General features: G+C 71.0%; 28 protein-coding genes and 1 pseudogene. 10 read left to right on the plus strand and 19 right to left on the minus strand.

Annotated elements, in window-relative coordinates; genetic code table 11:
• Nucleotides 1–2: 2 nt before the first annotated feature.
• Entirely contained in the window at nt 3–668 is a 666-nt protein-coding gene (locus tag AB0G20_RS35210) for a hypothetical protein (RefSeq protein ID WP_361309731.1), read from the plus strand.
• Here AB0G20_RS35210 and AB0G20_RS35215 read toward each other — a convergent pair.
• A pseudogene (locus tag AB0G20_RS35215) lies at nt 583–2,413 on the minus strand (serine/threonine-protein kinase). The gene AB0G20_RS35210 and the pseudogene AB0G20_RS35215 overlap by 86 nt on opposite strands.
• 93 nt (nt 2,414–2,506) lie before the next feature.
• Nucleotides 2,507–3,355 (minus strand): menaquinone biosynthesis protein, encoded by an 849-nt coding sequence (locus AB0G20_RS35220; protein WP_361309734.1) that lies wholly within the window; start codon nt 3,353–3,355, stop codon nt 2,507–2,509.
• 320 nt (nt 3,356–3,675) lie between these two features.
• Here AB0G20_RS35220 and AB0G20_RS35225 point away from each other — a divergent pair, with 320 nt between their 5' ends.
• The 3 genes from AB0G20_RS35225 to AB0G20_RS35235 all read left to right on the plus strand — a co-directional run bounded on the left by AB0G20_RS35225 (nt 3,676) and on the right by AB0G20_RS35235 (nt 4,936).
• A complete protein-coding gene (locus AB0G20_RS35225) occupies nt 3,676–3,879 on the plus strand; it encodes a cold-shock protein (protein ID WP_004984723.1) in 204 nt (67 codons plus the stop codon).
• Nucleotides 3,880–3,989: 110 nt separating this feature from the next.
• Entirely contained in the window at nt 3,990–4,262 is a 273-nt protein-coding gene (locus AB0G20_RS35230) for a hypothetical protein (protein WP_361309736.1), read from the plus strand.
• Nucleotides 4,263–4,273: 11 nt separating this feature from the next.
• The gene (locus tag AB0G20_RS35235) at nt 4,274–4,936 is read left to right on the plus strand and encodes a methyltransferase domain-containing protein (RefSeq protein ID WP_361309738.1); all 663 of its coding nucleotides are present in this window, start codon (nt 4,274–4,276) and stop codon (nt 4,934–4,936) included.
• Nucleotides 4,937–5,321: 385 nt separating this feature from the next.
• Here the strand turns inward: AB0G20_RS35235 and kstD are convergent, their stop codons facing one another.
• The 4 genes from kstD to AB0G20_RS35255 form a co-directional block, all read right to left on the minus strand.
• On the minus strand, nt 5,322–7,103 hold the full coding sequence (gene kstD / locus AB0G20_RS35240; RefSeq protein WP_361309741.1) for a 3-oxosteroid 1-dehydrogenase: 1,782 nt from the start codon (nt 7,101–7,103) through the stop codon (nt 5,322–5,324).
• Nucleotides 7,104–7,198: 95 nt separating this feature from the next.
• On the minus strand, nt 7,199–8,320 hold the full coding sequence (locus AB0G20_RS35245; RefSeq protein ID WP_361309744.1) for a substrate-binding domain-containing protein: 1,122 nt from the start codon (nt 8,318–8,320) through the stop codon (nt 7,199–7,201).
• Nucleotides 8,321–8,427: 107 nt separating this feature from the next.
• A complete protein-coding gene (locus tag AB0G20_RS35250) occupies nt 8,428–10,347 on the minus strand; it encodes an AMP-binding protein (protein WP_361309747.1) in 1,920 nt (639 codons plus the stop codon).
• A 231-nt stretch (nt 10,348–10,578) separates the two neighbouring features.
• Nucleotides 10,579–11,868, minus strand: coding sequence for an acetyl-CoA C-acetyltransferase (locus AB0G20_RS35255; RefSeq protein WP_361309749.1), 1,290 nt, complete (start codon nt 11,866–11,868; stop codon nt 10,579–10,581).
• Between the two features lie 106 nt (nt 11,869–11,974).
• Here AB0G20_RS35255 and AB0G20_RS35260 point away from each other — a divergent pair, with 106 nt between their 5' ends.
• Together AB0G20_RS35260 and AB0G20_RS35265 are read left to right on the plus strand one after the other, a co-directional pair.
• Nucleotides 11,975–13,279, plus strand: a complete 1,305-nt coding sequence (locus AB0G20_RS35260; RefSeq protein WP_361309751.1) for a 3-oxoacyl-ACP reductase — start codon at nt 11,975–11,977, stop codon at nt 13,277–13,279.
• Nucleotides 13,279–14,130 carry a MaoC/PaaZ C-terminal domain-containing protein gene (locus tag AB0G20_RS35265; protein WP_361309967.1) on the plus strand — a complete coding sequence of 284 codons (852 nt, stop codon included), beginning with the start codon at nt 13,279–13,281 and terminating at the stop codon, nt 14,128–14,130. Before AB0G20_RS35260 ends, AB0G20_RS35265 begins: the two co-directional genes overlap by 1 nt.
• Here AB0G20_RS35265 and AB0G20_RS35270 read toward each other — a convergent pair.
• From AB0G20_RS35270 to AB0G20_RS35310, 9 genes are all read right to left on the minus strand, one after another.
• A complete protein-coding gene (locus tag AB0G20_RS35270; protein WP_361309753.1) occupies nt 14,118–14,783 on the minus strand; it encodes a TetR/AcrR family transcriptional regulator in 666 nt (221 codons plus the stop codon). The genes AB0G20_RS35265 and AB0G20_RS35270 overlap by 13 nt on opposite strands.
• Before the next feature lie 95 nt (nt 14,784–14,878).
• Complete coding sequence (locus tag AB0G20_RS35275; RefSeq protein ID WP_361309756.1) at nt 14,879–16,189, minus strand: dicarboxylate/amino acid:cation symporter; 1,311 nt, start codon at nt 16,187–16,189, stop codon at nt 14,879–14,881.
• Between the two features lie 66 nt (nt 16,190–16,255).
• Complete coding sequence (locus tag AB0G20_RS35280) at nt 16,256–16,357, minus strand: putative leader peptide (protein WP_361309758.1); 102 nt, start codon at nt 16,355–16,357, stop codon at nt 16,256–16,258.
• A 140-nt stretch (nt 16,358–16,497) separates the two neighbouring features.
• Entirely contained in the window at nt 16,498–16,797 is a 300-nt protein-coding gene (locus tag AB0G20_RS35285; RefSeq protein ID WP_361309761.1) for a DUF4229 domain-containing protein, read from the minus strand.
• A gap of 91 nt (nt 16,798–16,888) precedes the next feature.
• Complete coding sequence (locus AB0G20_RS35290) at nt 16,889–17,413, minus strand: GNAT family N-acetyltransferase (RefSeq protein ID WP_361309764.1); 525 nt, start codon at nt 17,411–17,413, stop codon at nt 16,889–16,891.
• Between the two features lie 16 nt (nt 17,414–17,429).
• Nucleotides 17,430–18,080, minus strand: coding sequence for a UdgX family uracil-DNA binding protein (locus AB0G20_RS35295; protein WP_361309767.1), 651 nt, complete (start codon nt 18,078–18,080; stop codon nt 17,430–17,432).
• A gap of 69 nt (nt 18,081–18,149) precedes the next feature.
• Nucleotides 18,150–19,313: an aminofutalosine synthase MqnE gene (gene mqnE / locus AB0G20_RS35300; RefSeq protein WP_361309770.1), complete on the minus strand. Its 1,164-nt coding sequence runs from the start codon at nt 19,311–19,313 to the stop codon at nt 18,150–18,152.
• Nucleotides 19,314–19,351: 38 nt separating this feature from the next.
• Nucleotides 19,352–19,807: an Lrp/AsnC family transcriptional regulator gene (locus AB0G20_RS35305; protein WP_033314055.1), complete on the minus strand. Its 456-nt coding sequence runs from the start codon at nt 19,805–19,807 to the stop codon at nt 19,352–19,354.
• A 57-nt stretch (nt 19,808–19,864) separates the two neighbouring features.
• Nucleotides 19,865–20,527 carry a UbiX family flavin prenyltransferase gene (locus AB0G20_RS35310; RefSeq protein WP_361309774.1) on the minus strand — a complete coding sequence of 221 codons (663 nt, stop codon included), beginning with the start codon at nt 20,525–20,527 and terminating at the stop codon, nt 19,865–19,867.
• A gap of 115 nt (nt 20,528–20,642) precedes the next feature.
• Here AB0G20_RS35310 and AB0G20_RS35315 point away from each other — a divergent pair, with 115 nt between their 5' ends.
• Nucleotides 20,643–21,248, plus strand: coding sequence for a rhomboid family intramembrane serine protease (locus tag AB0G20_RS35315; RefSeq protein WP_361309776.1), 606 nt, complete (start codon nt 20,643–20,645; stop codon nt 21,246–21,248).
• Here the strand turns inward: AB0G20_RS35315 and mqnP are convergent.
• Nucleotides 21,238–22,140 carry a menaquinone biosynthesis prenyltransferase MqnP gene (gene mqnP, locus AB0G20_RS35320; protein WP_361309779.1) on the minus strand — a complete coding sequence of 301 codons (903 nt, stop codon included), beginning with the start codon at nt 22,138–22,140 and terminating at the stop codon, nt 21,238–21,240. The two genes, AB0G20_RS35315 and mqnP, sit on opposite strands and share 11 nt — an antisense overlap.
• The gene (locus tag AB0G20_RS35325) at nt 22,137–23,588 is read right to left on the minus strand and encodes a menaquinone biosynthesis decarboxylase (RefSeq protein WP_361309781.1); all 1,452 of its coding nucleotides are present in this window, start codon (nt 23,586–23,588) and stop codon (nt 22,137–22,139) included. The genes mqnP and AB0G20_RS35325 overlap by 4 nt, the downstream gene beginning before the upstream one ends.
• 67 nt (nt 23,589–23,655) lie before the next feature.
• Between AB0G20_RS35325 and AB0G20_RS35330 the strand changes: the two genes are divergently transcribed.
• The 3 genes from AB0G20_RS35330 (at nt 23,656) to AB0G20_RS35340 (ending at nt 24,963) form a co-directional block, all read left to right on the plus strand.
• The gene (locus tag AB0G20_RS35330) at nt 23,656–23,949 is read left to right on the plus strand and encodes a PLD nuclease N-terminal domain-containing protein (protein WP_361309784.1); all 294 of its coding nucleotides are present in this window, start codon (nt 23,656–23,658) and stop codon (nt 23,947–23,949) included.
• A gap of 67 nt (nt 23,950–24,016) precedes the next feature.
• Nucleotides 24,017–24,622 (plus strand): DUF6232 family protein, encoded by a 606-nt coding sequence (locus AB0G20_RS35335; protein WP_361309786.1) that lies wholly within the window; start codon nt 24,017–24,019, stop codon nt 24,620–24,622.
• Complete coding sequence (locus AB0G20_RS35340; RefSeq protein WP_185012774.1) at nt 24,619–24,963, plus strand: hypothetical protein; 345 nt, start codon at nt 24,619–24,621, stop codon at nt 24,961–24,963. The genes AB0G20_RS35335 and AB0G20_RS35340 overlap by 4 nt, the downstream gene beginning before the upstream one ends.
• Here the strand turns inward: AB0G20_RS35340 and AB0G20_RS35345 are convergent, their stop codons facing one another.
• Both AB0G20_RS35345 and AB0G20_RS35350 read right to left on the minus strand, forming a co-directional pair.
• A complete protein-coding gene (locus AB0G20_RS35345) occupies nt 24,964–25,077 on the minus strand; it encodes a DUF397 domain-containing protein (protein WP_361309970.1) in 114 nt (37 codons plus the stop codon).
• On the minus strand, nt 25,025–25,972 hold the full coding sequence (locus tag AB0G20_RS35350; RefSeq protein WP_361309789.1) for a helix-turn-helix transcriptional regulator: 948 nt from the start codon (nt 25,970–25,972) through the stop codon (nt 25,025–25,027). Before AB0G20_RS35350 ends, AB0G20_RS35345 begins: the two co-directional genes overlap by 53 nt.
• Between the last annotated feature and the right edge of the window lie 78 nt (nt 25,973–26,050).

Consider the following 26,050-nt stretch of genomic DNA (forward strand, 5'->3'; position numbering starts at 1 on the left):
CGTTGAGCGGAAGTTCGGCGAAGCCGAAGCGGAGGAAGGCGGCCGGGTCGGCGCTGCGGTACGAGCACCGGCCGGGCCGCCGTACCCCCGACCAGCCCAGGAAGCGGGACTGGAGCTGTGCCTTCGGCTGCGTGGTGCTCCCCGGCTTCGTCGTCCTGCTGATGCCGCTGGTCCTCTTCGACATGTACTGGGGCCACGAGCTCTGGGGCGACGTCGCTCCCGCGTGGCCCGGCGGCGGTTACGCCTTCGCCGCCACCGTCGGCGCTCTGGTGCCGGTGGTCTTCCTCGCCTGGGTGGCACCGCTGACCCGGATGAACTGGAAGAAGAGCAAGCCGCGTTCGCTGGCCTGGGCGGTCGCGTCGCTGCCCGGGCTGGCCGCGGGCTACCTCGTCGCCGGGGTGATCAGCACGACCGCGAGGCCCAAGCGACGCCGGAACTGGGACTACGACTGCTACCGCGAGGGCGGCCCCTGCTGGGTGCACGTGCACTACCCGTGGCTGTGGGCCGTCGGCCTCGCCGCCACGCTCGCGGCGGCCGCGCTGCTGATCACCCTGCTGGTCAGGCTCAGCCGCGGGACGCCTGCTACCCCACCTTCGACATCCGAGCCCGAGGACGACCCGACTCCGCGCTCTCCGACTGGTACTGGAGGTCGTCGCCCACCGGCTTGAGGTGGACGGTCGTCTTCGCCGGGTTGCAGCCGCTGTGGTTGGTCTTGGCGCCGACCGACGTCGCGACGAGCTCCTTCTTCGTCACCTGCTTCAGGGTGAGTACGTCGACGCAGACGCCGCCGATCTGGTCGGTCTGGCGGAGCTTGCCCAACTCCTCGCCGACGGAGGCCTGTTCGACGGTGATGCGGAAGGTGCCGAGGGGCAGTCTGCCGTCGAGGGCGACGCCCTGGCCCTCCCAGGTGCCGAGGTACGCGGCGGGCACCGTACCGGAAGGGGAGGAGCTCGCGGTCGCCGCCGGGGGCGAGTCGGACCCGCTGCTGGAGTCCGGGTCGTCCTGGGCGCCCCGGTCCGGCAGCAGGTCGAACACGAACACCGATCCGATCGTCACAGCCGCCATCGCCCCCGCGACCGCCAGCGCCACGGAGCAGCTCAGCCTCCGCACCCGGCCGCCGCCCTCCGGCGTGGAGGTCGCCGCGACGGAGACGGAGACCCTGCCGGGGCGGCGACCGGAGGTCGGCGCGGTGTCCTGCGGGTGGTCGCCGTCCCGGGGTTCGGGTACGGCGGCGTGGTCGCCGTCCCGGGGTTCGGGTACGGCGGCGTGGTCGGGTACGGCGGCGTAGCGGGACGCGGGCGCCCCGGCCGTCGCGGGCAGGACCGGCGGCGGCATCACCGGTGGCGGTCCGAACACCCCCAGCCCCTCGCCCCCGGCCGCTTCCGGCACCCCCACCGACGGGCTGCTGAACCCGACCGGCCCGGAAGGCGCCCCCGCCCCCGGCCCCGTCGCCTCCAGGTTCAGCAGCTGCACGGCACTGCGGCTCACCTGCTCCACCAGGGCCCCCGGCAGCCACCCGCCCGCCACCAGCCGGGCCGCGCCCTCGGGGGCCAGCCGGCGGGCCACTTGCGCGGGGGTGGGCCGCGCGCCCGGGTCCTTCGCGAGGCACGCCGCCGTCAGGCTCCGCAACTCCCCGTCCAGCGGGCCCAGTTCCGGCTCCTCGTGGACGACCTTGTAGAGCAGGGCGGCGGAGGAGTCCCCGGGGAAGGGCGGCCGGCCGGTCGCCGCGTAGGCGAGGACCGCACCCAGGGAGAAGACGTCGGCCGCGCCCGTGACGCCCCGGCCCAGGATCTGCTCGGGCGACATGTAGCCGGGCGAGCCGATGGACACGCCGGTGGAGGTGAGGGACGCCGTGCCGTCCGTGGCCCGGGCGATCCCGAAGTCGATCAGCAGGGGGCCGTCGAGGGTCAGCAGGACGTTCGACGGCTTCACGTCCCGGTGCACCAGGCCCAGCTCGTGCACCGCCACCAGCGCCTCGGCGAGTCCCGCGCCCAGGGCCCGTACGGTGTGGGCCGGCAGGGGTTCGCCGTCGGTGACCGCGGCCGACAGGGACGGACCGGCGGCGTAGGCCGTCGCCACCCACGGCACCCGCGCCCCCGGGTCGGCGTCCAGGACGGGCGCCGTCCAGGCACCGCCCACCCGGCGCGCGGCGTCGACCTCCCGCCGGAAACGCGCCCGGATGGACGGGCGCCGTCCAGGCACCGCCCACCCGGCGCGCGGCGTCGACCTCCCGCCGGAAACGCGCCCGGAACTCCTCGTCCAGCGCGAAGTGCGGGTGCACGATCTTCACGGCGACCGTACGGCCACCGGCGCTGCGGCCCAGGTAGACCCGGCCCATGCCGCCGGAGCCCAGCCGGCCGAGCAGCCGGTAGGGCCCCACGACGGTGGGTTCGTCGACGTCGAGCGGCCGCATGGGCGTCACCCCTCCCCCGTGGGCAGGCGGGGACGGCTCCGGTCCCGGTGCGCCTGCACTCCCCAGCAGAGTAGTGCGGGAGCACCGCCCGGCTCACGGCTGGAGCAGGTCCACCTTCACGTCCGCCGGGAAGCCGGTCGTCGGGCCGACCCGGCGTGCGAACTCGGCGACGGCCGCGAGCTGCGGGCCGCCGAAGCGGAAGTCGAGGGTCGTGAAGTAGCGGGCGAGGGTCTCCTCGTCGAAGGCCTCCCAGCGGGCGGCCTGCTCGGCGACCTTGCCGACCTCCTCCAGGGAGAGGTTGCGGGAGTCGAGGAAGGCCTCGTGCACCCGGCGGGTGATGACCGGCTCGCGCTCCAGGTAGTCGCGGCGGGCCGCCCAGACCGCGAAGACGAACGGCAGGCCCGTCCACTCCTTCCACAGCGCGCCCAGGTCGTGCACGTCCAGGCCGAAGCGCGGCCCGTCGAGCATGTTCGCGCGCAGCGCCGCGTCGCCGATGAGGACGGCGGCGTCGGCCTCCTGCATCATCAGACTGAGGTCGGGCGGGCAGGTGTAGTAGTCCGGCTGTACGCCGTAGCGCTCGGCGAGGAGCAGCTGGGCGAGGCGGACGGAGGTGCGGGAGGTCGACCCGAGGGCGACGCGGGCGCCGTCCAGCCGGTCGAGCGGGACCTGCGAGACGATCACGCAGGACATCACCGGGCCGTCGCAGCCGACGGCGATGTCAGGGAAGGCGACGAGGTCGTCGGCGTGCCGGAGGAACTCGACGAGGGTGATCGGACCGATGTCGAGTTCGCCCTGCACCAGCTTCTCGCTGAGCTTCTCCGGGGTGTCCTTGGAGAGCTCGAAGTCGAGGAGCGTGCCCGTTCTCGCGAGCCCCCAGTACAGGGGCAGGCAGTTCAGGAACTGGATGTGGCCGACACGCGGCCGGGTGCGAGGATTGTCCACATCGTGAGGCTAGCCCTCACGGCGTACGGACCGGCGCGCGGCCCCGCCGTCGGGGTGCGGACCGTCGTGGGCGCCCTCACCGCCAGTCGGCGGAGGGATGTTCAAACATTCGGGTGACGTGATCTTGACCCCTATTGCATTCCACGGCCTGCGTGCTAGGCTCGTCGCAAGTTGCAGTTTGGTTTCCCTTGCAGTACAGAGCCTGCGGAGCATGTGACCGCGGGCTCTCGTCATTCTCAGACATATGCACTTGTGCGGAATTCATCTTCACACTTGCTGGTTCTGGAGCAGGGCAACCCTTTTGGGCCCAAGGAGGGCTTATGGCTACCGGAACCGTTAAGTGGTTCAACGCCGAAAAGGGCTTTGGTTTCATCGCCCAGGAGGGCGGCGGCCCCGACGTCTTCGTCCACTACTCCGCGATCAATGCGACCGGCTTCCGGTCCCTCGAGGAGAACCAGCAGGTGTCTTTCGACGTCACGCAGGGTCCGAAGGGCCCGCAGGCTGAGAACGTCACGCCGGTCTGATTTGTAGTACCCAAGGAGCCCCGCGCCGCCAGGCGACGGGGCTCCTGCCCTTTCCGGGTCCTTCCGTCCGGTGAATTCCCGGCGAATTCCGGCCATGGGACGATGGGCGCATGCGGAAAGAGTCGGAGAACAGTGGGGAGGCCGGCGGCGCTCCCGCCGACAAGTCCCTGGCCACGGGCCTGTCGGTCGGCCTGTCCCTCGGCACCGCGATAGGCCTGGTGCTCGGCATGACCGTCTTCGACAACCTCGCCCTGGGCCTGGCCCTGGGCCTCGGTTTCGGCACGGCGATCGGCGCGGGCGCGGGCGTCGGCGCCGCGCGGGCACAGGGGGGCCAGGGGGACGGGGAGCCGGAAAAGGACCGGGGAGACGAGGGCTCGCGCTAGGGTCTCCGGCCATGACCGACGCCGCTGACTTCGTGACCGAGACCCGCGTTTTCTACGACACCCTGGCCGAGGATTACGCCACCCACTTCCAGGATCTGGGTCCGGGGACGCCCCTGGACCGGGGCGTGCTCCACGGTTTCGCGGAGCTGGTGGGTGCGGGGGGCGAGGTCGCCGACCTGGGGTGCGGGCCCGGGCGGGTGACGGCGTACCTGGCGTCCCGGGGGCTGTCGGTGTTCGGGCTGGACCTGTCGGAGTCGATGCTCGCGATCGCCCGCCGTGAGAACCCCGGCCTGCGGTTCGTGCAGGGTTCGATGCTGGAGCTGGACCTGCCGGACGGCTCCCTCGACGGTGTCGTGTCCTGGTACTCGATCATCCACACCCCCGAGGAGCACCTGCCCGCCCTCTTCGCCGGTTTCCACCGCGTCCTGCGGCCCGGCGGCCACCTCCTCCTCGGGTTCCAGTGCGGTGACGAGCCCCGCCGTTACGAGGAGGCCTTCGGCCACCCGGTGGCCCTGACCTTCCGCCGCCGCCGGCCGGAGCACCTCTCGGCCCTGCTGGAAGCCGCCGGTTTCACCCTTCGCGCCCGGACGGTGCGCGAGCCGGACGAGGCGAGCGGCGAGCCGGTCGCCCAGGCGAGCCTCGTGGCCCGCAAGCCGACCGAGACGGCCCCCTAGACACCGCCCCGGCCGCACCCACGCCCTCATGCCCCACAAGCCGACCGAAGCGGCCACCCGGACACCATCCCGGCCGCGCCACACCCCTGGGCGCCCCCGCTTGAGCGCTCGCGGCAGCCGACGGCGGGCACCCCGGCCCCGGGAGCTCGTCGCGGGCCGGTGACGGTCCCGACGGCGTCCCCGGTGTCCCGGGCCGGGTCCGGAGCCCCGGAAGGACCCGGCCCGGCCCGAACCAAGGGCGTAGCCTCACCCGCCGCGACCCGTCGTGAGCGGCCGCTCGGGCATCGCCCAGCCCCACGTGCGATGCCCGAGCGGCCCCCGCAGCGGGGTGCACGCTCCCCAGAGCGGACCCGCCGCCGGCCACACGCCCCCGGCGGCCCGGCCCCTAGAGGACCCGCGCGATGTCCCTCGCCGCGATGTACCCGAACGTCATCGCCGGACCGATCGTCGACCCCGCCCCCGCATAGCTGTGGCCCATCACGGCCGCGCTGGCGTTTCCCGCCGCGTACAGCCCCGGGATCACCGAGCCGTCCTCCCGCAGCACCCGGGCCCGGGCGTCCGTGCGGAGGCCGCCCTTCGTGCCGAGGTCGCCGGGGACGATGCGGAAGGCGTGGTACGGCGGGAGCCAGAGGGGGGCCAGACAGGAGTCGGGGAGGACCGACGGGTCCGTGTAGTAGTGGTCGTAGGCGCTGTCGCCCCGGTGGAAGTCGGGGTCCTCACCCTGCAGCGCCTGGGCGTTGAAGCGGTTCACGCTGGTGCGCAGGGCCGCCGCGGGGACGCCGATCGAGGCCGCCAGCGCGTCCAGGGTCCACTCCTTGTGCGCGGCCCCGGAGTCGTACCAGGCGTCGGGGAAGGGCAGCGTCGGCAGGACGTCCTTGAAGAGGTACCGGTTGCGGTAGTTCTGGTCGACGACGAGCCAGCACGGGATGGCCGGGTCGGTGGCGTGGACGTCGTACATGGTGTGCACGACGTCGCTGTAGGGCGCGGCCTCGTTGACGAAGCGCCGGCCCGAGCCGTTCACCAGCAGCCCGCCGGGCAGGGTGCGTTCGGCCAGGCAGAAGTAGGGCCGGCCGGGGAGGGGGATCGCCGGGCCCCACCAGGCGTCCTCCATCAGGTCGAGCGCCGCGCCCAGCCGCTCCCCCGCCCGGATGCCGTCGCCGGTGTTCTCCTTCGCCCCGACGGTCCACTCCGTGCCGATGGGCTGCCGCTGGTAGCGGTTCCGCATCGCCGCGTTGTGCTCGAAGCCGCCCGAGCCGACGATCACGCCCCGCCGGGCGCGGACCAGGCCGGGCGCGCCGTCGCGGGTGACGACGGCTCCCGTCACCGTGCCGTTCTCGACGTGGAGGTCCGTCAGAGGCGTGTTCAGCCATACCGGGACCCCCGCCGATCGCAGCCCCGCCCGCAGACCCGCCGCCAGCGCCTGGCCCATGGTCAGGGGCTTCTGGCCGAGCGTCGCCGCCTTCGCGCCTCGGGCGAGACACTGGGCGGCGACGGCGGCGCCCCGGGCGTTCACGGCGGCCAGGGCGACCCACTTGTAGTCGGCGCTGAAGACCACCATGCCGGCGGGGACGTCCATGTACGGCGGGTTCAGGTGCGCCAGCTCGGCGCCGAGGAGGTTGCCGTCGAGCTGGTCCGGCTCGATGGAGCGGCCGTTCGGCAGGCCGCCGGGCAGCTCGGGGTAGTAGTCGCTGTAGCCCTCCATCCAGCGGAACCGGAGCGGGCTGTTCGCCATCACGAAGGAGATCGTCGCCGGGCCGTGGGTGAGGAAGGCCCGCTGCCGGTCGGCGGGGACGTCCGGGCCGACGACGGCGGCGAGGTAGGCGGCGGCCTTCGCGGGGGTGTCCGGGACCCCGGCCGCGAGGATCACCGGGTTGTTCGGGATCCAGATCCCGGCACCGGAGCGGGCGGCCGAGCCGCCGAAGGTCGGTGCCTTCTCCACGACGACGCAGCTCAGGCCCTGGCGCGCGGCCGTCAGCGCGGCGGTCATGCCGGCGGCGCCGGAGCCGATGACGACGACGTCGTACGTGCCGAGCGGGGGTAAGTCGGCCGCCCGGGCGCCCTGTTGTACTCCCGTGGCGACCGCCAGCCCGGCCCCGGCGGCCCCGGCCAGCAGTCGTCTTCGGGACGGGGCTCCGGCAGTCTCCGCGGTGTCCGTGCGTGTGGTCATGGCCGCTCCAGCCCTGCGAGAACGCGAAAGGGGTGGGGAATGTCGCGCGGGGGTCTTGCGAAGTCAAGACCCGTGCGGCCCCCACCGCGCGTCCGCTAGTCGAGGCCGATCGCCGCGCAGTCCGCCCTGTACTCGGAGGTGCAGATGTCCTTGACGGTGTACACACCGTCGGTGATCACCGTCTCCTTGATGTTGTCCTTGGTGAGGGCGACCACCGGCACCAGCATCGCCGGGATGTTCTTCGCCGTCGGGCTGTCGACCGTCTCCCGGGTCAGCGCGGCGAACTCGATCTCACGGCCCTGGACCTTGGCCACCGCGATCTTCGCGGCGTTCGTCGCCTCCAGCAGGAAGGACTTGTACACCGTCATGTACTGCTGCCCGGAGACGACCCGCTGTACCGCGTCGAGGTTGGCGTCCTGCCCGGTCACCGGCGGCATCTTGGTGGCACCGGCGTCCTCCAGCGCCTCGATGACGGCGCCCGCCATGCCGTCGTTGGCCGAGTAGACGGCGGCGATGTTGTTCAGCCCGACGGCCTGGATCGCCTTCTTCATGTTCGCCTTGGCGATCGCGGGCTTCCACTCCTTGGTGTCGTACTGCTCGACGATGTCGACCTGACCCTGGAGTTCGCCGAGCGCGCCGTCCTTGAACCGTGCCGTGTTCGGGTCGCCGGGGTCGCCGTTCATCATGACGACCTTGCTCTTCGCGGCCTTGTCGCCGAGTTCCCCGACGATGGCGCGGCCCTGGACCTGGCCGACGAGCTCGTTGTCGTGGGAGACGTAGGCGTCGATCGGGCCCTCGGCGAGCCGGTCGTAGGCGATGACCGGGATGCCGGCGTCCTTGGCCTTCTGCACGTCCGTGGCGATGGTCTTGGAGTTCAGTGCGTCGACGAGGATGACGTCGACCTTGTCGGCGATCATCTTCTGGAACTGCTCGCTCTGTCTGGTGACGCTGGCATCGGCGTTGGCGTAGCGGACCTTGCCCTTGTTCTCCGTGAGGGACGCGACCTCCTGCTTGATCAGCGGGAAGTCGAACTTCTCGAAGCGCGCCGTGTCCCGGTCGGGCAGCAGCAGGCCCACCGTGATGTCGTTGCCCTTCTTCGCGGCGGTCTCGTCACTCCCGCCGCCACCGCAGGCGGCGAGGGACAGGGCCGATACGGAGACCGCCAGGGCCACGGAGATGTGCCGCACGGCGGCCTGACGGGTGTTGCGCGCTATCACTGGTGGTGCCTTCCGATGGGGGGAGCATCGTGACGAGGTGGTCGAAAGCCAACGGGCAGACGCCGTGCGTCGTCAAGAACCACGTGTGAAGAGATCGCAAAGGTGCCTCACTGCGTGTACAGACCCTCTACTTCCGCGGCGAACGCGCGCAGCACGGCCTCCCGGCGGAGCTTCATCGACGGGGTCAGATGGCCCGCCTCCTCCGTGAAGTCCTCGGGAAGGACGACGAAGCGGCGGATCGACTCCGGGCGGGAGACCAGCTTGTTGGCGTCATCGACGGCGCGTTGGAGGACGGCGCGCAGCTCCTCGTCGTCGACGAGGAGCGTGGGCGGGACGGGGTGCTTGCCGTTCATCTGGCGCCAGTGGGTGATGCCGGCCGGGTCGAGGGTGATCAGCGCGGAGACGAACGGGCGGCCGTCGCCCAGGACGAGGCACTGGGAGATCAGCGGGTGTGCGCGCAGCCAGTTCTCCAGGGGGGCCGGGGCGACGGACTTGCCGCCCGCGGTGATCAGGAGTTCCTTCTTGCGGCCGGTGATCGTCAGGTAGCCCTCGTCGTCCAGTTCGCCGATGTCGCCGGTGGCGAGCCAGCCGTCCGGGGCGGCGGGTACGACGCCGCCGGCCTGCGGGTCCCAGTAGCCGCGCAGCACGTGGTCGCCGCCGACGAGGATCTCCCCGTCGGCGGCGATACGCACGCGGGTGCCGGGCAGCGGCCAGCCGACGGTGCCCAGCCGGGGTTTCAGGGGCGGGGTGACGGTGCTCGCTCCGGTGGTCTCCGTCAGGCCGTAGCCCTCGAAGATCTCGATGCCGGCACCGGCGTAGAACGCGGCGAGGCGGCGGCCTAGGGGCGAGCCGCCGCAGATGGCGTAGCGGACTCTGCCGCCCATGGCGTTGCGGATCCGGCGGTAGACCAGGGGGTCGTAGAAGGCCCGAGCGGTCTTGAGGGCGCGGGAGGGGCCGGGGCCGGTGCCCGTCTGCTGGGCCTCCAGGGCCTCTCCGTAGCGCTGCGCCACCGACACCGCGCGGTCGAACGACGAGGCCCGGCCGCCCGACTCGGCCTTGGCGCGGGCCGAGTTGAAGACCTTCTCCAGCATGTACGGGATGGCCAGCAGGCAGGTCGGCCGGAAGCTGGCCAGGTCCGGCAGCAGGTGCTCGGCCTTGATGCTGGGCGCGTGGCCCAGCCGGACGCGGGCCCGGACGCAGGCGATCGCGACCATGCGGCCGAAGACGTGGGACATCGGCAGGAACAGCAGGACCGAGGCCTCTTCGCTGGTCTTCGCCCGGAAGACGGGGTAGAGCAGCTCGATGGCGTTGTCGACCTCGGCGAAGAAGTTGCCGTGGGTGAGCGCGCAGCCCTTGGGGCGGCCCGTGGTGCCGGAGGTGTAGACGAGGGTGGCGAGGGTGTCGGGGCCGAGCATGCCGCGCCGCACCTCGACCTCCTGGTCGGGCAGGTGCGCCCCGGCTTCGGCGAGTCGGTCCACGTGGCCCTTCTCGACGATCCACAGGTGCTGGAGGTCGGGCAGCCGCTCCCGCTCCGGGCCGAGGGCGGCGGCCTGCGCGGCGGTCTCGGTGACCAGGGCGACCGCGCCGGAGTCCTGGAGGATCCAGCGGGCCTGGAAGACGGAGGAGGTGGGGTAGACGGGGACGGTGACCAGTCCGGCCGCCCAGGCGGCGAAGTCCAGGACGGTCCACTCGTAGATGGTGCGGGCCATGACGGCGATCCGGTCGCCCGGCATCAGGCCCTCGGCGATCAGGCCCTTCGCCACGGCCCTCACCTGGTCGGCGAACTGTGCCGCCGTGACGTCGCTCCAGAGCCCGTCGGCGTCCTTGCGGCTGAGCGCCACGGAATCCGGATGCGCGGTCGCGTTGTCGAAGGGCAGGTCGGCGAGCGACCCGTGCGTCCACGGCGGGGCCAGCGGCGGTACGGAGGCTTCCCGTACCGCCCCGTCCATCCGCCGCACCTCGGGCTCGACCAGGACCGGCCCTCCGTACACGTCGCCGTAGGCGGAGGAGGGATACGCAGTGGACACGGGCGGCTCCTGGGGCGTGCAGCGAAGGACTGCTTGCTGCATGACGTACGTGCCTCGCACGCCGAGGCGCTCAACCGGCTGAACCCCCAGAAAGGGGTTACTGACGGTAGGAACGGGATCGTACGGCGCTCACGTGGCGGGTTTGTGCGAATTCGGGGATGGTCCGGAGCCAGACCTGTGCAATCTCGGGGGTTACGTGAGGGTTCCTCAGGTTCTGCACATCCCTTGCCTTCAGGCGCGCTCCAGGATCGCCGTCACCCCCTGCCCGCCCGCCGCGCAGACGGAGATCAAGCCTCGGGCGGGGGCGTCCCGTTCGGTGAGGAGCTTGGCCAGGGTGGCGACGATCCGGGCGCCGGTGGCGGCGAAGGGATGACCGGTGGCGAGGGACGAGCCGGCGACGTTCAGCCGGGCGCGGTCCACCGTGCCCAGGCCCCGCTTCTCCCAGGCGGCGAGCGTCGCCAGCACCTGGGAGGCGAACGCCTCGTGGATCTCGACGAGGTCGAAGTCGTCCAGGCCCAGCCCGGCCCGCTCCAGCATGCGCGGGACGGCGTAGGCGGGCGCCATGAGCAGGCCGTCCTCACCGCCGGCCACATGGCCGCCCACGAAGTCGACGGCCGCCGTCTCGTAGGCGGTGAGGTACGCCAGCGGCTCCAGGCCGCGCTCGCGGGCCCACTCCTCGCTCGCCAGCAGGACGGTGGCCGCGCCGTCGGTCAGCGGGGTGGAGTTCCCGGCCGTCATGGTCGGGTCGGGGTGGTCGAGCCCGAACACCGGCTTCAGGGAGGCGAGTTTCTCCACCGTCGAGCCGGGGCGCAGGTTCTGGTCGCGGGCCAGGCCGCGGAAGGGGACGACCAGGTCCTGGAAGAAGCCGCGTTCGTAGGCCGCCGCCAGCCGCTGGTGACTGGTGGCCGCGAGTTCGTCCTGCGCCTCGCGGGCGATGCCCCACTCGCGGGCGGTGACGGCGGCGTGTTCCCCCATCGACAGGCCGGTGCGCGCCTCGGCGTTGCGCGGGATGTCGGGGACGAGGTGGCCGGGGCGCACCTTCGCCAGGGCCTTCAGGCGGGCGCCGGGCGACTTCGCCCGGCGGGCCTCCAGCAGGATGCGGCGCAGGGAGTCGTTGACGCCGAGGGGCGCGTCGCTGGCGGTGTCGGCGCCGCCCGCGACGGCCGACTCCGTCTGGCCGAGGGCGATCTTGTTGGCGGCGGCGACGACGGCCTGGAGTCCGGTGCCGCAGGCCTGCTGGATGTCGTAGGCGGGAGTGCGCGGGTCGAGTGCCGAGCCGAGGACGGTCTCGCGGGCGAGGTTGAAGTCGCGGCTGTGCTTGAGCACGGCCCCGGCGACGAACTCGCCGACCGCGCCCGGCTGCTGGAGGCCGTAGCGCTCGACGAGGCCGTCGAGGGCGGCGGTGAGCATCTGCTGGTTGGAGGCGGTGGCGTAGGGGCCGTCGGAGCGGGCGAAGGGAATGCGCGCTCCGCCGACGATCGCCACGCGCCGCACCGACGGCGACAGCTGCTGGGGGCTCATCTCGACCTGCTCCTCGTCCGTGACGTAGCCTTACCTCCGGTAACCTTACTCCAGAGTAAGCATGAGTGGGGCTTCACTGAGCCGTCGTCGGGAACTGGGAGTTGTCATGGCCGACCGCTATCTGCGCTTTACCGGTACCGCGCCCGGCCGCTTCGTCACCCGCCGGCTGGGACTGCCGCAGCCCGCGGCGCTGACCCGCTGGTCCCCCGAGCGGCCCGCCCTGGACGGCGGCCTGCTGCACCTCACCGTCGGCCGGTCGGCCCTCGGCCTGGCTCCGGTCCTGACCCGTACGGGGAACGGCCCGGCCGGCTCCGGCCGCGCGGCCGCCGTCGTCCTGGACGCGACCGGGGTGCGGGACGTCGAGGGCCTGGCGGAGGTGCATGCCGCCCTGCATCCCGTCGTGCGGTCGGTCGCAACGAGCGGGCGCGTGGTGGTGCTCGGCGCGCCGCTCGACCCCGCCGACCACCACCAGGCCGCGGCCCAGCAGGCCCTGGAGGGTTTCACGCGCTCCCTCGGCAAGGAGATCGGCCGGGGCAGGACGGCGAACCTGGTCCGGCTCACGGACGCCGCCGCCGCGGAGTCCACGCTCCGCTTCCTGCTGTCGCCGAAGTCGGCGTACGTCAGCGGGCAGGTGATCGAGGTGGGAGCACCCCAGGAGACGACCCCTCCCGACTGGGACCGCCCCCTGACCGGCCGCACCGCACTCGTCACCGGTGCCGCCCGGGGGATCGGCGAAGCGGTCGCCGAGACCCTCGCCCGGGACGGTGCCCGGGTCGTGGTGCTCGATGTGCCGCAGGCCGAGCAGGACGCCCGGCGCGTCGCCGACCGGCTCGGCGGCACCGCGCTGCTGCTCGACATGACGGCCGCGGACGCGGGTGCGCGGATCGCCGAGGCCCTGCCCGACGGCCTGGATCTGCTGATCCACAACGCGGGCATCACCCGCGACCGGCGCCTGGTGAACATGCCCTCCGAACGCTGGATCTCCGTCCTCGAAGTGAACCTGGCGTCCGTGCTGCGCACCACGGACGCGCTGCTGAAGGACGGCACGCTGAAGCGCGGCGGCCGGATCGTCGCCACCGCCTCGATCGCGGGGATCGCCGGCAACGCCGGCCAGACCAACTACGGGGCCGGCAAGGCGGGCGTCGTCGGCATGGTCCGCTCCCTCGCGCCGCGCGCGCTCGCGGAGCACGGCGTGACGGTCAACGCGGTCGCGCCCGGCTTCATCGAGACGAAGATGACGGCCGCCGTCCCGCTGTTCATCCGCGAGGCGGGCCGCCGGATGAACTCCCTCGCCCAGGGCGGCCTTCCGGTCGATGTCGCCGAGACCACCGCCTGGCTGGCCCACCCGGCCTCGGGCGCGGTCAACGGCCAGGTCGTCCGCGTCTGCGGCCAGAGCCTGCTGGGGGCATGATGGCCGGCCCGAGCGATCTCGCCCTCGCCCAGTCCCCCTCCCTCGCACCGCTCCTCGCCCGCGGCGCCCTGCTGTCCGCCTTCAAACGCCCCAGTCCCGACGCGGACTTCCCCCGTACCCGGCTCGTCCTGCCGGGCCTGCGCGTCGACTTCACGCGGCTCGCGGCGTACGAGCGGGTCTGCGGGTTCCCGACCGGGGAGGACGCGCTGCCGGTGACGTACCCGCACGTGCTCGGCTTCCCCCTGGCCATGCGGCTGATGAGCGGCCGGGGCTTCCCGCTGCCGCTGCTCGGCCTCGTCCACACGTCGATCACCGTCACCCGGCACGCACGGATGCCGGCTGGCGGCTCGTACGAACTCTCCGTGCACATCGAGGGGTTGGTCCCCCACCGGCGCGGCACGGAAGCCACGGTCGTCACCGAGGTGCGCGGCGGCGGGGACGTCGTATGGGAGTCGAGGAGCACGTACCTGGCCCGGCACCGCACCCACCGGCTGACCGCGGCTCCCCGGGAGCCGGAGGCGCGCAAGCCGCTGCCCGCGCTCGCCGAGTGGCGGCTCGCCGGGGATGTCGGGCGCCGCTACGGGGCCGCCTCCGGGGACCGCAACCCGATCCACCTGCACCCGCTCACCGCCCGGCTGTTCGGCTTTCCCCGGGCCATCGCCCACGGCATGTGGACCGTGGCCCGCTGTCTCGCCGCGCACGGCGTCCCGGAGTGCTGCCATCTGCGCGCGGAGTTCAGGGCACCGGTCCTGCTGCCCGGAACGGTGACGTACGCGGCGCGGGACGGCCGCTTCGAACTGCGTGGCCCGGAGGACCGGATCCATGTGACGGGGGACGTCTACCCGGCGTGAGGGCCCGGCGGCTCCTCCGGAGGTGCCCAGGGCCGCCCGGCCATGAGGTCGCCGAGCCCCGCCCAGGCGAAGTTCATCAGGGTGGCCGCGGCCTGGCGGGCCGTGACGCCCGGGGTGGCGTTGGCCCAGGCGGCGAGCGACTCGGCTGCGCCGACCAGGGCCTCGGCGAGCCCGGCGACCTCACGCTCCGGAAGGTCGGGGTCCCGGTGGGCCTCCCGGGCACCGGCGAGGATCAACTGGGTCACGAAGGCGACGATCTCCTCGCGCATCGCGGTGACCTCGGCGGCGAACGGCTCGCCGTGCGTACGGGCCTGGAGGTGCAGGACCGACCACGCGTCCGGGTTCTCGCCGGTGTGCGTGAAGAAGGCACCGAGGCCTTCCCACAGTTGCCGGTCGGCGGGCAGGTCACGACGGACCCCGGCCCGTACCGCCTCGACGAGGGCCTTGGCCTCCCGGCGGATGCAGGCGGTGAAGAGGTCTTCCTTCGAGTTGAGGTAGAGGTAGACCAACGGCTTGGACACGCCGGCGAGTTCGGCTATCTCGTCCATCGACGCGGCCATGTAGCCCCGTTGGCCGAAGGTCTGCACGGCGGCGTCCAGCATCTGCTGTTCACGGACCGCACGCGGCATCCGCTTGGTCTTCACGGCACCCATACCGCTTAGCGTACGGGCCCCCTGGTCGGCCCTCGCCCGGGAAACCGGAGGAGGACCGCCCAGGGGGCCCTTCGACGCGTCTGTGCCGTCGGCCGTCAGGCGGCCGTGGGGACCGGCTCGGCCTTGTCGCGCGGCTCGTCGAGCGGCTCGTCCAGGGAGGAGCCGTCGGCCGTGGCGTACGCGTCGCGGTCGAGCAGGTTCTCCCGGGCCGAGACCAGCACCGGGATCAGCGCCTGCCCGGCGACGTTGGTCGCGGTGCGGATCATGTCCAGGATCGGGTCGATCGCGAGGAGCAGGCCCACGCCCTCCATCGGCAGGCCGAGGGTGGACAGGGTGAGGGTCAGCATGACCGTCGCGCCGGTCAGACCGGCCGTGGCGGCGGAGCCGACCACCGAGACGAACGCGATCAGCAGGTAGTCGCCGACGCCCAGCTGGATGTCGAAGATCTGGGCGACGAAGATCGCGGCGATCGCCGGGTAGATCGCGGCGCAGCCGTCCATCTTGGTCGTCGCGCCGAACGGCACCGCGAAGGAGGCGTACTCCTTCGGCACGCCGAGCCGCTCGGTGACCTTCTGCGTCAGCGGCATGGTGCCGACGGAGGAGCGGGAGACGAAGGCCAGCTGGATCGCGGGCCAGGCACCCTTGAAGAACTGGATCGGGTTGACCTTGGCGACGGTCGCGAGCAGCGTCGGGTAGACGCCGAACATCACGATGAGGCAGCCGACGTAGATGTCGGCGGTGAACGTCGCGTACTTGCCGATCAGGTCCCAGCCGTAGGTGGCGATGGCGTGACCGATGAGGCCGATCGTGCCGAGCGGGGCGAGCCGGATGACCCACCACAGCGCCTTCTGGAGCAGGCTGAGGACGGACTCGCTCAGGGTGAGGATGGGCTGGGCCTTCTCGCCGAGCTGGAGGGCGGCGATACCGGCGACGGCGGCCATGAAGACGATCTGCAGCACGTTCAGCTCGGTGAACGGCGTGATGACGTCGGTCGGGACGATGCCGGTCAGGAAGTCGATCCAGGAACCGGTGCTCTCGGGCTTCGCGCCGTCCTTGGGCGTGAGTCCGGTACCGGAGCCCGGGTTGGTGACCAGGCCGATGATCAGGCCGATGCTCACCGCGATCAGCGACGTGACCATGAACCACAGGAGGGTGCGCGAGGCCAGGCGGGCCGCGTTGTTGACCTTCCGCAGGTTGGTGATCGAGACCAGGATCGCGAAGAAGACGAGCGGGGCGACCGCGAGCTTCAGCAGCCCGATGAAGGTGTCACCGACCTTCTCCAGGGTCGTGACCAGCCAGGACAGATCCTGGTCGCGGGCGAGCCAGCCGAGCAGCACACCCAGGAGGAGACCGGCGAGTATCTGGGCCCAGAAGGGCACCTTGAAGGACTTCGTGTGTGAGGACACGGACTGACTCCGTTGGGGGGACGCGTAGGGGAGCTGACGTGGGATACGGCGGGGGGTTGCGTTACGTCAGGGACGACAGAAAGCGGACGCGCACCGACAGAGATCCACGTGCAGCCGCGCCACGAGCGAAACGCTCAGGGGCGAAAGGGGCGCGACTGCTGACTTCATACCACGACCTTAACACCTGAGCTTTGGGGACCCCAAAGCCTGGCTTTGATAGGTGACGACGCACACACACCCATACAACGCAAAGCGCCCCGTTTCCGAGCATGTACGGAAACGGGGCGCCGGAACGCGCGTGAGGGACCTTACGAGGTCTGCCCCTGGGCCCGGGCGGTGTCGTCGGCGACGTCCTCCTGGTTGCGGTTGGCGTCCAGGTTGGCCTTCATCCGGTCGACCCGCTGCGCGACCTGGACCGACGCCCGGTCCCGCTCCTTGCGCAGCGCGACCAGGCTGATCGGCGCGGAGATGAGCAGGGCGAGGGCCACGATCCACAGCCCGTTGCTGTTGCCGAGCCCGCGCGGGGCGATGCCGGAGTAGACAGCGCCCCAGACGACCACGAGGCAGCCCACGAAGATTCCGAGGCGCATCAGCGTGTAGCGGAGCATCTCAATCCACTCTTCCGGTTCGAACGGCCAGAACGCACCCAAAGGGGCACCGTCCAGTGAAGCACGCCGAGCGGCCGATCTTGCACGGGGGTCAGGCGAGGGGCAGCAGCATGATGACGTCGTCCCGGTCGTCTCCCGGCGCCACCCGGATCGCCCCGGGGATCCGCCCGACCTCCTTGTATCCGCAGGACGCGTAGAACCGCTCGAGACCGAGACCGCCCCGGCAGGTCAGCCGGATCGACTCGATCCCGTCCATGCCCCGGGCTGCGTCCGCGGCGGCTCCCAGCAGATCCCGGCCGTAGCCCTTCCCCTGGTGCCGCGGGTGCACCATCACGGTGTACAGCCACAGCCAGTGCGTCATCAGGTGATGCGTGTTGTAGGTCAGGAACGCGGTCGCCGCGACCCGCCCCTCCTCGTCGTGCCCGACGAGGAGTTTGACCCGGCCCTCCGCCATCGACGCGAAGTGCTGCACCAGCGCGGGGCGGATCTCCTCCCGCGTCACCGGCGGCACGTACCCGACGGCTCCGCCGGCGTTGGAGACGTCGGTCCACAGATCGAGCAGGCCGTCACGCAGCTCGGGCGTGACGGCGGGGTCGAGCGTGAAGGTAAGGGGCATGGAGCGATTGTAGCTATTACGAGAGGGCGTCCGCCGCCACTTTCAGGTCCGACACCAGCCCCCGGTACGCCGCCTCCCGGTCGTCGGACCGCAGCACCGACGACGGGTGCACGGTCGGCACCAGTCGCTCGGCCCGACCGTGGATCTCCTCCTCCAGCACCGTCCCCCGCACCTGCGTGACCCGGAACGAGGACCCGAGCAGCGCCTTCCCGGCGGTGGCCCCCAGGACGACGATCAGCTCCGGCTCCACGACCGCGAGCTCAGCGGCCAGCCAGGGTCCGCACGCGGTCGTCTCCCGCAGGCTCGGCGCCTTGTGGATCCGCCGCTTCCGGGGCTCGGCCTGCGTGAACTTGAAGTGCTTCACGGCGTTGGTGACATAGGCCTCGGAGGGGTCGATGCCGGCCTCCTCCAAGGCCCGGTCCAGCAGCTTCCCGGCAGGCCCGACGAACGGCTTCCCCTGCCAGTCCTCCTGATCCCCGGGCTGCTCCCCCACGAGCATGACCCGGGCGTCCTTGCTGCCGGCCCCGAACACGGTCTGGGTGGCGTCCCGGTGCAGCGGACACCCCCGACACTCGGCAGCGGCCCGCCGCAGAGCGGGAAGACCGCCGCGCTCGGGCAAGAAGGGCTCAGCGGTGTAGGCGTCCTCAGGCGCCGAGGTCCTGACCATGCCCTCCGAGTACCCCACCCGGGGGCGCGGGGAACTGCGCGACCAGCCCCCACGCACCGAAAGCCGCAATCACACCCGCATGGGCTGCGGCGATTCGCGACGCTCCGGGTCAGAACCCTCGTACTCTCGGATGATCTCGTACCTGGTGTTCCGCTCCACGGGCCGGAACCCGGCATCCCGGATCAGATCCAGCAGATCCTCACGCGTCAGCTTGTTCGGCGTCCCGTAGTTGTCCGCGTCATGAGTGATCTTGTACTCGACGACCGACCCGTCCATGTCGTCCGCACCGTGCTGCAACGCGAGCTGCGCCGTCTGCACCCCGTGCATCACCCAGAACACCTTGACGTGCGGCACGTTGTCGAACAGCAGCCGCGACACCGCGAAGGTCTTCAGCGCCTCCGCCCCCGTCGCCATCTGTGTCCGCGCCTGAAGGCGATTCCGCACCTTGCCGTCCTGCATGTCGACGAAGTCGTGCTGGTACCGCAGCGGAATGAAGACCTGGAAGCCGCCGGTCTCGTCCTGCAGCTCACGCAGCCGCAGCACGTGGTCCACCCGGTGCCGGGGCTCCTCGATGTGCCCGTACAGCATCGTGCACGGGGTCTTCAGACCCTTCTCGTGCGCGAGCCGGTGGATCCGGGACCAGTCCTCCCAGTGGGTCCGGTGGTCCACGATGTGCTGCCGGACCTCCCAGTCGAAGATCTCGGCGCCACCACCGGTGAGCGACTCCAGCCCCGCGTCGATCAGCTCGTCGAGGATCTCGCTCGCGCTCATCCCGGAGATCGTCTCGAAGTGGTGGATCTCGGTGGCGGTGAACGCCTTCAGCGAGACGTGCGGCAGCGCGGCCTTCAGCTCCCGCAGCGACCGCGGGTAGTACCGCCACGGCAGGTTCGGGTGCAGCCCGTTGACGATGTGCAGCTCGGTGAGGTTCTCCGACTCCATCGCCTTCGCGAGCTTCACGGCCTCCTCGATGCGCATCGTGTACGCGTCCTTCTCCCCCGGCTTGCGCTGGAAGGAGCAGTACGCGCAGGAGGCCGTGCACACGTTCGTCATGTTGAGGTGGCGGTTGACGTTGAAGTGCACGACGTCGCCGTTCTTGCGCGTCCGCACCTCGTGCGCGAGGCCGCCGAGCCAGGCCAGGTCGTCCGACTCGTACAGCGCGATGCCGTCCTCACGGGTCAGGCGGACACCCGCCCTGACCTTCTCCTCCAGCTCGCGCTTGAGCCCGAGATCCATGCCCACACCTTTCATCGACGACGTCCCCAACGGTACGACTACTCCTCTTCGGGCAGCTCTCCGACCCGGTTCTCCCACTTCGTGGAGAGCACGATGGTCGTACGCGTCCGGGAGACGCCCTCGATTCCGCTGAGCCGCCGGATCATCTTCTCCAGGCCGTCCACGTCCGCCGCCCGCACCTTGAGCATGTACGAGTCGTCGCCCGCGATGAACCAGCAGTCCTCGATCTCCGAGAGGTCCTTCAGCCGCTGCGCCACGTCCTCGTGGTCGGTGGCGTCGGAGAGTGAGATACCGATCAGGGCGGTGACGCCGAGGCCGAGCGAGGCGGCGTCGACGGTGGCCCGGTAGCCGGTGATGACTCCGGCCGCCTCCAGCCGGTTGATGCGGTCGGTGACACTGGGTCCCGACAGTCCGACGAGGCGTCCCAGCTCCGCGTAGGAGGCCCGGCCGTTCTCCCTCAGGGCCTGGATGAGCTGCCTGTCCACCGCGTCCATTGCGATCGAAGCCTTCCGCTGAAGTTGTCGTTGAGTCCGATGAGGTTCGGGTGCTGCTCAGCCGTCGCGGTGTGCACCGCCGCCGAGTTCACCTTGCCAACGGCGGTAGAGCCCGTGCGGCACGCCCGCCGCGTCGAGTACGCGTCCGGCGACGAAGTCCACCAGGTCCTGGATGTGCGTCGCGCCCGCGTAGAAGGCGGGTGAGGCGGGCACGACCGTCGCGCCCGCGTCGTCGAGGGTGACCAGATGCCGCAGGGTCTGGCCGTTCAGCGGGGTCTCGCGTACGGCCACGATCAGCTTGCGGCCCTCTTTGAGGGTCACGCTCGCCGCCCGTTGCAGCAGGTCCTTCGACAGACCGAGCGCGACTCCGGCCACGCTCGCCGTCGAGGCGGGCACGATGAGCATGCCCTTGGTGGGGTACGACCCCGAGGAGGGCCCGGCGGCCAGGTCGCCGGCGCTCCAGTGGCGTACGGCGCCGATGTCGACGGAGAAGGTGTCCGGCTTGCCGTCGGCGCCCCGGGACAGCCATTCCTGCAGGTCAGTCTGCCAGTGGGCGTCCCGGAAGGAGATCCCGGTCTCGTCCAGCAGGGTGAGCCGGGAGGCCCGGGACACCACGAGGTCGACGCTCTCGCCGGCGGCGAGAAGCGCCCGCAGCACGGCAGCGGCATACGGGGTGCCCGAGGCGCCGGACACCCCTACGATCCAAGGCGTACGCGGCATCTCGCCTGGCTTGACTGGGTTCACAAGACCGAGCCTATCCGGCGTCCCAGGGTGGGAACCGGCCAAGGGGGGCGGGCCGTTGCACGGAGGGGATGAGCGAGCACTGGGGGTCGCCATGTCGGGTCCGCAAGCCGGGTGGTCACCGGGCGACCGTGCGCTGGTCGCGGGCAAGCTGATGCTGGCCTGGGTGGCGCTGCTGTGGCTGCTGGAAGTGGTGGACGTGGCGACGGGCCACGCGCTGGACCGCTTCGGCGTCACCCCGCGCGACCCGTCCGAGCTGGTCGACGTCGTCCCGTCGTCCTTCATCCACTTCGGCTTCGCCCATCTGGCGGCGAACACCGTGCCGCTGCTGGTCCTCGGCTTCCTCGCCGCGCTCGCGGGCCTGCGCAGGTTCCTGCTCGTCTGCGCGCTGATCATCGTCGTCGACGGCCTGGGCGTCTGGCTGATAGCCCCGGACCGCACCAACACCGCGGGCGCCTCCGGCGTGATCTTCGGCCTCTTCGGCTTCCTTCTGGTCAGCGGCTTCGTCGAGCGCCGCCCCTGGGGCGTCCTGGCGGGCGTCCTGATCGCCTCGATCTGGGGCGGCTCGATCCTGGCGGGCCTGGCCCCGACCCAGACGGGCGTCAGCTGGCAGGGCCATCTGCTGGGCCTGCTGGCGGGTGTGGCGGCGGCGTTCGTGTTCCGCCGCGACCCGGCAGCACCGCCCGCGCTCACACGGTGAGGCCGCGCACCAGCAGATCCAGCAGCGCGCACACGAACAGGGCGATGCCGATGAAGCCGTTGACGCTGAAGAACGCCCTGTTCACGCGGGACAGGTCGTGGGGGCGGACGATCGAGTGCTCGTAGAGGAACGCGGCGGCGACGATCAGCAGGCCCAGCCAGAAGAAGGCACCGGCGCCGGTGGCGAGGGCGTACCAGACGAAGAGGGCCGTCGTCACCGCGTGGCAGACCCGTGCTCCCCAGATGGCCGCCGGGATGCCGAAGCGGGCCGGGACGGACATGACGCCGATCTCACGGTCGGTTTCGACGTCCTGGCAGGCGTAGATCAGGTCGAAGCCGCCGATCCAGATGCCGACGGCGAGACCGAGGAGCACCGCGTCCCAGGACCAGGAACCCGAGATCGCCAGCCAGCCGCCGACCGGGCCCATCGCCTGGGCGAGGCCGAGGATGGCCTGCGGGAAGTTCGTGAACCGCTTGCCGTACGGGTAGATCACCATCGGGATCACCGCGATGGGGGCCAGCGCCAGGCACAGGGGGTTCAGCAGGGCAGCGGCGCCGAGGAAAACGGCCAGGGCGATCAGCGCACCCGTCCACGCGTGCTTCACCGACATCGCGCCCGTCACCAGTTCGCGCTGCGCCGTGCGCGGGTTCCTCGCGTCGATCTCCCGGTCGATGATCCGGTTGACCGCCATCGCGAAGGTGCGCAGGCCCACCATGCAGACGGTGACCAGCAGCAGCTTGCCCCAGTGGATGTTCTTGTCCCACTGGAACATCGCCGTGAGCGCGGCGATGTAGGCGAAGGGCAGCGCGAAGACCGAGTGCTCGATCATCACCAGCCGGAGGAAGGCCTTGGTGCGTCCCGGCTGCGGGATGGCGGCGGATGCGGAACTCACAGCCCGTACTCCTTCCAGCGGCGGTCGACCTTCGCCGCCGTCTCCGGGTCGGACTCGACCATGTCGGGCCAGCCGCCGTCGCGCGTGTAGCCCTCCTCGGGCCACTTCTTCGTCGCGTCGATACCGGCCTTGCCGCCCCAGAACTGCTGGTAGGAGGCGTGGTCCAGATGGTCGACCGGGCCCTCGACGATGCTCAGGTCCCGGGCGTAGTCGGTGTTGCCCAGCGCCCGCCAGGCGACCTCGTGCAGATCGTGCACGTCGCAGTCGGAGTCGACGACCACGATCAGCTTGGTCAGCGACATCATGTGCGCGCCCCAGACGGCGTGCATGACCTTCTGCGCGTGCTTCGGGTACTTCTTGTCGATCGAGACGATCGCGCAGTTGTGGAAGCCGCCCGCCTCCGGCAGGTGGTAGTCCACGATGTCCGGCACGATGATCTTCAGCAGCGGCAGGAAGAAGCGTTCCGTCGCCCGCCCCAGCGGCCCGTCCTCCGTCGGGGGGCGGCCCACGACGATCGACTGGAGCAGGGGTCGCTTCCGCATCGTGATGCAGTCGATCTTCAGCGCCGGGAAGGGCTCCTGCGGCGTGTAGAAGCCGGTGTGGTCGCCGAAGGGGCCCTCCGGCAGCATCTCGCCCGGCTCCAGCCAGCCCTCGATCACGACCTCGGCCTGCGCCGGCACCTGGAGCGGCACGGTCTTGCAGTCGACCATCTCGATCCGCTTGCCCGCGAGGAACCCGGCGAACAGGTACTCGTCGATGTCCCCGGGCAGCGGCGCGGTGGAGGCGTACGTCACGGCGGGCGGACACCCGAAGGCGATCGCGACGGGCAGCCGCTCGCCCCTGCGTGCGGCCACCTGGTAGTGGTTCCGGCTGTCCTTGTGGATCTGCCAGTGCATGCCGATGGTGCGCTTGTCGTGGCGCTGGAGCCGGTACAGCCCGAGATTGCGGACGCCGCTCTCCGGGTCCTTGGTGTGGGTCAGCCCCAGGTTGAAGAACGACCCGCCGTCCTTCGGCCAGGTGAACAGGGCCGGAAGCCGGTCGAGGTCCACGTCGTCCCCGGTCAGGACGACCTCGTGCACCGGGCCGTCCTTCACCTTCTTGGGCGGTACGTGCGTCATCGCGCCGAGCTTGCCGAAGGCCTCGCGCACGCCGACGAAGCCGTGCGGCAGCTCGGGCTTGAGCAGCCCGCCGATCCGCTCGGAGATCTCGGCGTACGACTTCAGGCCCAGGGCCTTCAGCAGCCGCCGGTCCGTGCCGAACACGTTCATCGCCAGGGGCATGCTCGAACCGCGCACGTTCTCGAAGAGCAGGGCGGGACCGCCGGACTTCTGCACCCGGTCGACGATCTCCCCGACCTCCAGATACGGGTCGACCTCGGCCTTGATGCGCTTGAGGTCACCCTCGCGCTCCAGCGCCCTGAGCAGGGAGCGAAGATCGTCGTAAGCCATGGGGTCCAGTATCCCCGAGCCGCTACCCTGGCCTGGAACCGCCCACCCGATTTCGCTGAGAGGCCGCATGCTCCGGGTACTGATGTTCCTCGTGCCGCTGGCGCTCAGCGTCTACGCGTTCATCGACTGCATCAGCACGAAGGACGACGACATCCGTCACATGCCCAAGCCGCTGTGGGCGATCCTCGTGCTGCTCTTTCCGCTCGTCGGCTCGATCTCCTGGCTGATCGCCGGCAAGAAGCGGGTGCCTCCGGCGGAGCGCCCGCGGCAGTGGGTGGCGCCCGACGACAACCCCGACTTCCTGAAGTCCCTCGACGAGGAGAAGCGCAAGGACGACGACCCCAAGCGGGACGAGTCCTGACGGCAGCCGCCCTGCGGCCGGGGAAACGGCTTGCCCCTGGTGGCGTGCATCGTCGTCAATAGTGTCCATGGAGACACAGCAGCCACCGGGGCAGTGGGACGTACCGCCGCCGCCCGCGACTCCGCCCCGGGCCATGACCGACGTCGAACTGCGCGTCAGCAAGCGCCTGTTATGGGTCGGCCAGGCGGCCTACCCCCTGCGGAACATCGCCCGGGTGTACACGTTCACCCTGCACCCGAAGCGCAAGGAGGCGGTCATCCGCTTCCTCACCCGCACGGGGATCACCCTGGCCGTGGCGATCGGCCTGTCGATCATCGGCAGCGTGACGTTCCTCGCGAGCGAGTCCACGGGCAGCGGGCTCCTCACCTTCGTGTGGATCGGCTCGGGCGCGGCGCTGATCTACTTCCTCGTGGACATGCTCTCCGTCGTCACGGCGCAGTCCCACTACGTCCTCGCCATCGAGACGGCCGGCCCGTCCACCGCGATGGTGACCAGCCGGAACCCCCAGCACCTCGACCAGCTCGTGGGCTACGTCGCGGGCGCGCTGGAGAACCCCGACACCGAGTTCCAGGTGACGGTGGAGCGGCTCACGATCAACTCGCCCACGAACTACCACTTCGGTGACAGCGTGAACATGTACGGCGGCAGCGGGAACACGGGGATCGCAGCATGAGCGGCAACAGCTACTACTACGGCGACAACGTCAACATGCACGGCGGCAGCGGCAACACGGGCATCGTGAAGAACGGGGCCACGGGCGACACGGACCCCGCTCTGCGGCTGGCCCTCGCCGAACTGATCCGCGAGGTGCGGGAGTTGCGCGACCAGCTGCCGCAGCCGAGCGCACAGCTCATCGACGAGTCCCTGCCGGTGCTGGCCGCGGACGCCGCGCCCGCGCAGGAGCGACACCGGGCGCTGATGGCTGTCGCCGCGATCGCGGCGGCCGTCGGGGCCGTGGGTCAGCCGGTGGCGGAGGCCGCCAACCGGATCCTGCAGATGGTGAGCGGGCAGTAGTCAGCGCACGGAGTCGACGAAAGCGGACCAGGCGGACCGGGTGACGACCAGGACCGGTCCGTCAGGGTTCTTGCTGTCGCGCACGGGGACGGTTTCGGGGAAACCGGGGGCTATTTCTATGCAGTTGCCGCCGTTGGCGTCGCTGTAACTGCTCTTGATCCACTGCGCCGCGCTGAGTTCGGGCTTCTTCATGATGCTCGTACCTCTCCATCGCGTCGCTGATCAGAGCGGCGGACCCGGGGGCTGACGGAGCGTCCGCCCTGAGCACATCATAGGAGTGGCTGTGGCGTGCGTAGAGGGCCGGATCGTCGTTGAAGTGGCCGCGATCCAGGGACTCCGAGTAAACCCACCGATGCCCGTCCGGCAGCTCGATCAGCGACATGGAGCCGCTGGGGCGGAACAGGCCGAGGCGGTCCGCGGGGGCGACCTGGATACGGATGTTGGGTCGCCGCCCGACGTCGAGCAGGTGCGCGCACTGGTCCCTCATCAGGCCCGGGTTGCCGACGACGTTGCGTAGGCAGCTCTCGTCCAGGACGACGAGGTACAGCGGGCCCCCCTCCGCCAGGAAGCGTTGCTGACGGCTCAGTCGGGCTCGCACCCGCTCCTCCAACTCCTCGCCACTCACCAGCCGCGAGAACAGCGCCCGGGCGTAGTCAGCCGTCTGCAACAGTCCCGGGATGACCCGCTCCTGGTACTCCCGAAGGGTCACGGCCACCTCATCCATCTCGGCGCGCCGACGGAACCAATCCGGATGCTCCACCTGCGGATACCAATCGATCTTGGCCCACAGTCGAAGCAACACCCCACCCGTACCCAGCAGTTCGTCACAGGTCTTGGCGAACGTGTCCTGCGGAACCCTCGTACCGCCCTCGACCCGCGCCACGTGCGAGCGGTCGCACGGGATCTGTCTGGCCAGACCCTCCTGCGTGAGCAGCGCGGCCTCACGGAAGTGCCGCAGGACCTCCCCGAAGACCGCCGCCGTACTCGCCCCGCCGTTCCGTCGGCTCACGGCTCCCCCCTCCGTGACAGTGCACCGGTGTCACACGCCAAGCATTGAACCGGACTGTTCCCGTGCGCAACGCTCGAT

It is taken from the genome of Streptomyces sp. NPDC024017, assembly GCF_040638895.1.
Lineage (GTDB): Bacteria > Actinomycetota > Actinomycetes > Streptomycetales > Streptomycetaceae > Streptomyces.

Excerpts from the sequence above, each read along its gene's own strand:
- AB0G20_RS35225 (WP_004984723.1), top strand. The coding sequence starts at position 3,676 with ATGGCTACCGGAACCGTTAAGTGGTTCAACGCCGAAAAGGGCTTTGGT.
- AB0G20_RS35230 (WP_361309736.1), top strand. The coding sequence starts at position 3,990 with ATGCGGAAAGAGTCGGAGAACAGTGGGGAGGCCGGCGGCGCTCCCGCC.
- AB0G20_RS35235 (WP_361309738.1), top strand. The coding sequence starts at position 4,274 with ATGACCGACGCCGCTGACTTCGTGACCGAGACCCGCGTTTTCTACGAC.
- kstD (WP_361309741.1), bottom strand. The coding sequence starts at position 7,103 with ATGACCACACGCACGGACACCGCGGAGACTGCCGGAGCCCCGTCCCGA.
- AB0G20_RS35255 (WP_361309749.1), bottom strand. The coding sequence starts at position 11,868 with ATGAGCCCCCAGCAGCTGTCGCCGTCGGTGCGGCGCGTGGCGATCGTC.
- AB0G20_RS35260 (WP_361309751.1), top strand. The coding sequence starts at position 11,975 with ATGGCCGACCGCTATCTGCGCTTTACCGGTACCGCGCCCGGCCGCTTC.
- AB0G20_RS35265 (WP_361309967.1), top strand. The coding sequence starts at position 13,279 with ATGGCCGGCCCGAGCGATCTCGCCCTCGCCCAGTCCCCCTCCCTCGCA.
- AB0G20_RS35270 (WP_361309753.1), bottom strand. The coding sequence starts at position 14,783 with ATGGGTGCCGTGAAGACCAAGCGGATGCCGCGTGCGGTCCGTGAACAG.
- AB0G20_RS35280 (WP_361309758.1), bottom strand. The coding sequence starts at position 16,357 with ATGAAGTCAGCAGTCGCGCCCCTTTCGCCCCTGAGCGTTTCGCTCGTG.
- AB0G20_RS35285 (WP_361309761.1), bottom strand. The coding sequence starts at position 16,797 with ATGCTCCGCTACACGCTGATGCGCCTCGGAATCTTCGTGGGCTGCCTC.
- AB0G20_RS35290 (WP_361309764.1), bottom strand. The coding sequence starts at position 17,413 with ATGCCCCTTACCTTCACGCTCGACCCCGCCGTCACGCCCGAGCTGCGT.
- AB0G20_RS35295 (WP_361309767.1), bottom strand. The coding sequence starts at position 18,080 with ATGGTCAGGACCTCGGCGCCTGAGGACGCCTACACCGCTGAGCCCTTC.
- mqnE (WP_361309770.1), bottom strand. The coding sequence starts at position 19,313 with ATGGATCTCGGGCTCAAGCGCGAGCTGGAGGAGAAGGTCAGGGCGGGT.
- AB0G20_RS35305 (WP_033314055.1), bottom strand. The coding sequence starts at position 19,807 with ATGGACGCGGTGGACAGGCAGCTCATCCAGGCCCTGAGGGAGAACGGC.
- AB0G20_RS35310 (WP_361309774.1), bottom strand. The coding sequence starts at position 20,527 with ATGCCGCGTACGCCTTGGATCGTAGGGGTGTCCGGCGCCTCGGGCACC.
- AB0G20_RS35315 (WP_361309776.1), top strand. The coding sequence starts at position 20,643 with ATGTCGGGTCCGCAAGCCGGGTGGTCACCGGGCGACCGTGCGCTGGTC.
- AB0G20_RS35325 (WP_361309781.1), bottom strand. The coding sequence starts at position 23,588 with ATGGCTTACGACGATCTTCGCTCCCTGCTCAGGGCGCTGGAGCGCGAG.
- AB0G20_RS35330 (WP_361309784.1), top strand. The coding sequence starts at position 23,656 with ATGCTCCGGGTACTGATGTTCCTCGTGCCGCTGGCGCTCAGCGTCTAC.
- AB0G20_RS35335 (WP_361309786.1), top strand. The coding sequence starts at position 24,017 with ATGGAGACACAGCAGCCACCGGGGCAGTGGGACGTACCGCCGCCGCCC.
- AB0G20_RS35340 (WP_185012774.1), top strand. The coding sequence starts at position 24,619 with ATGAGCGGCAACAGCTACTACTACGGCGACAACGTCAACATGCACGGC.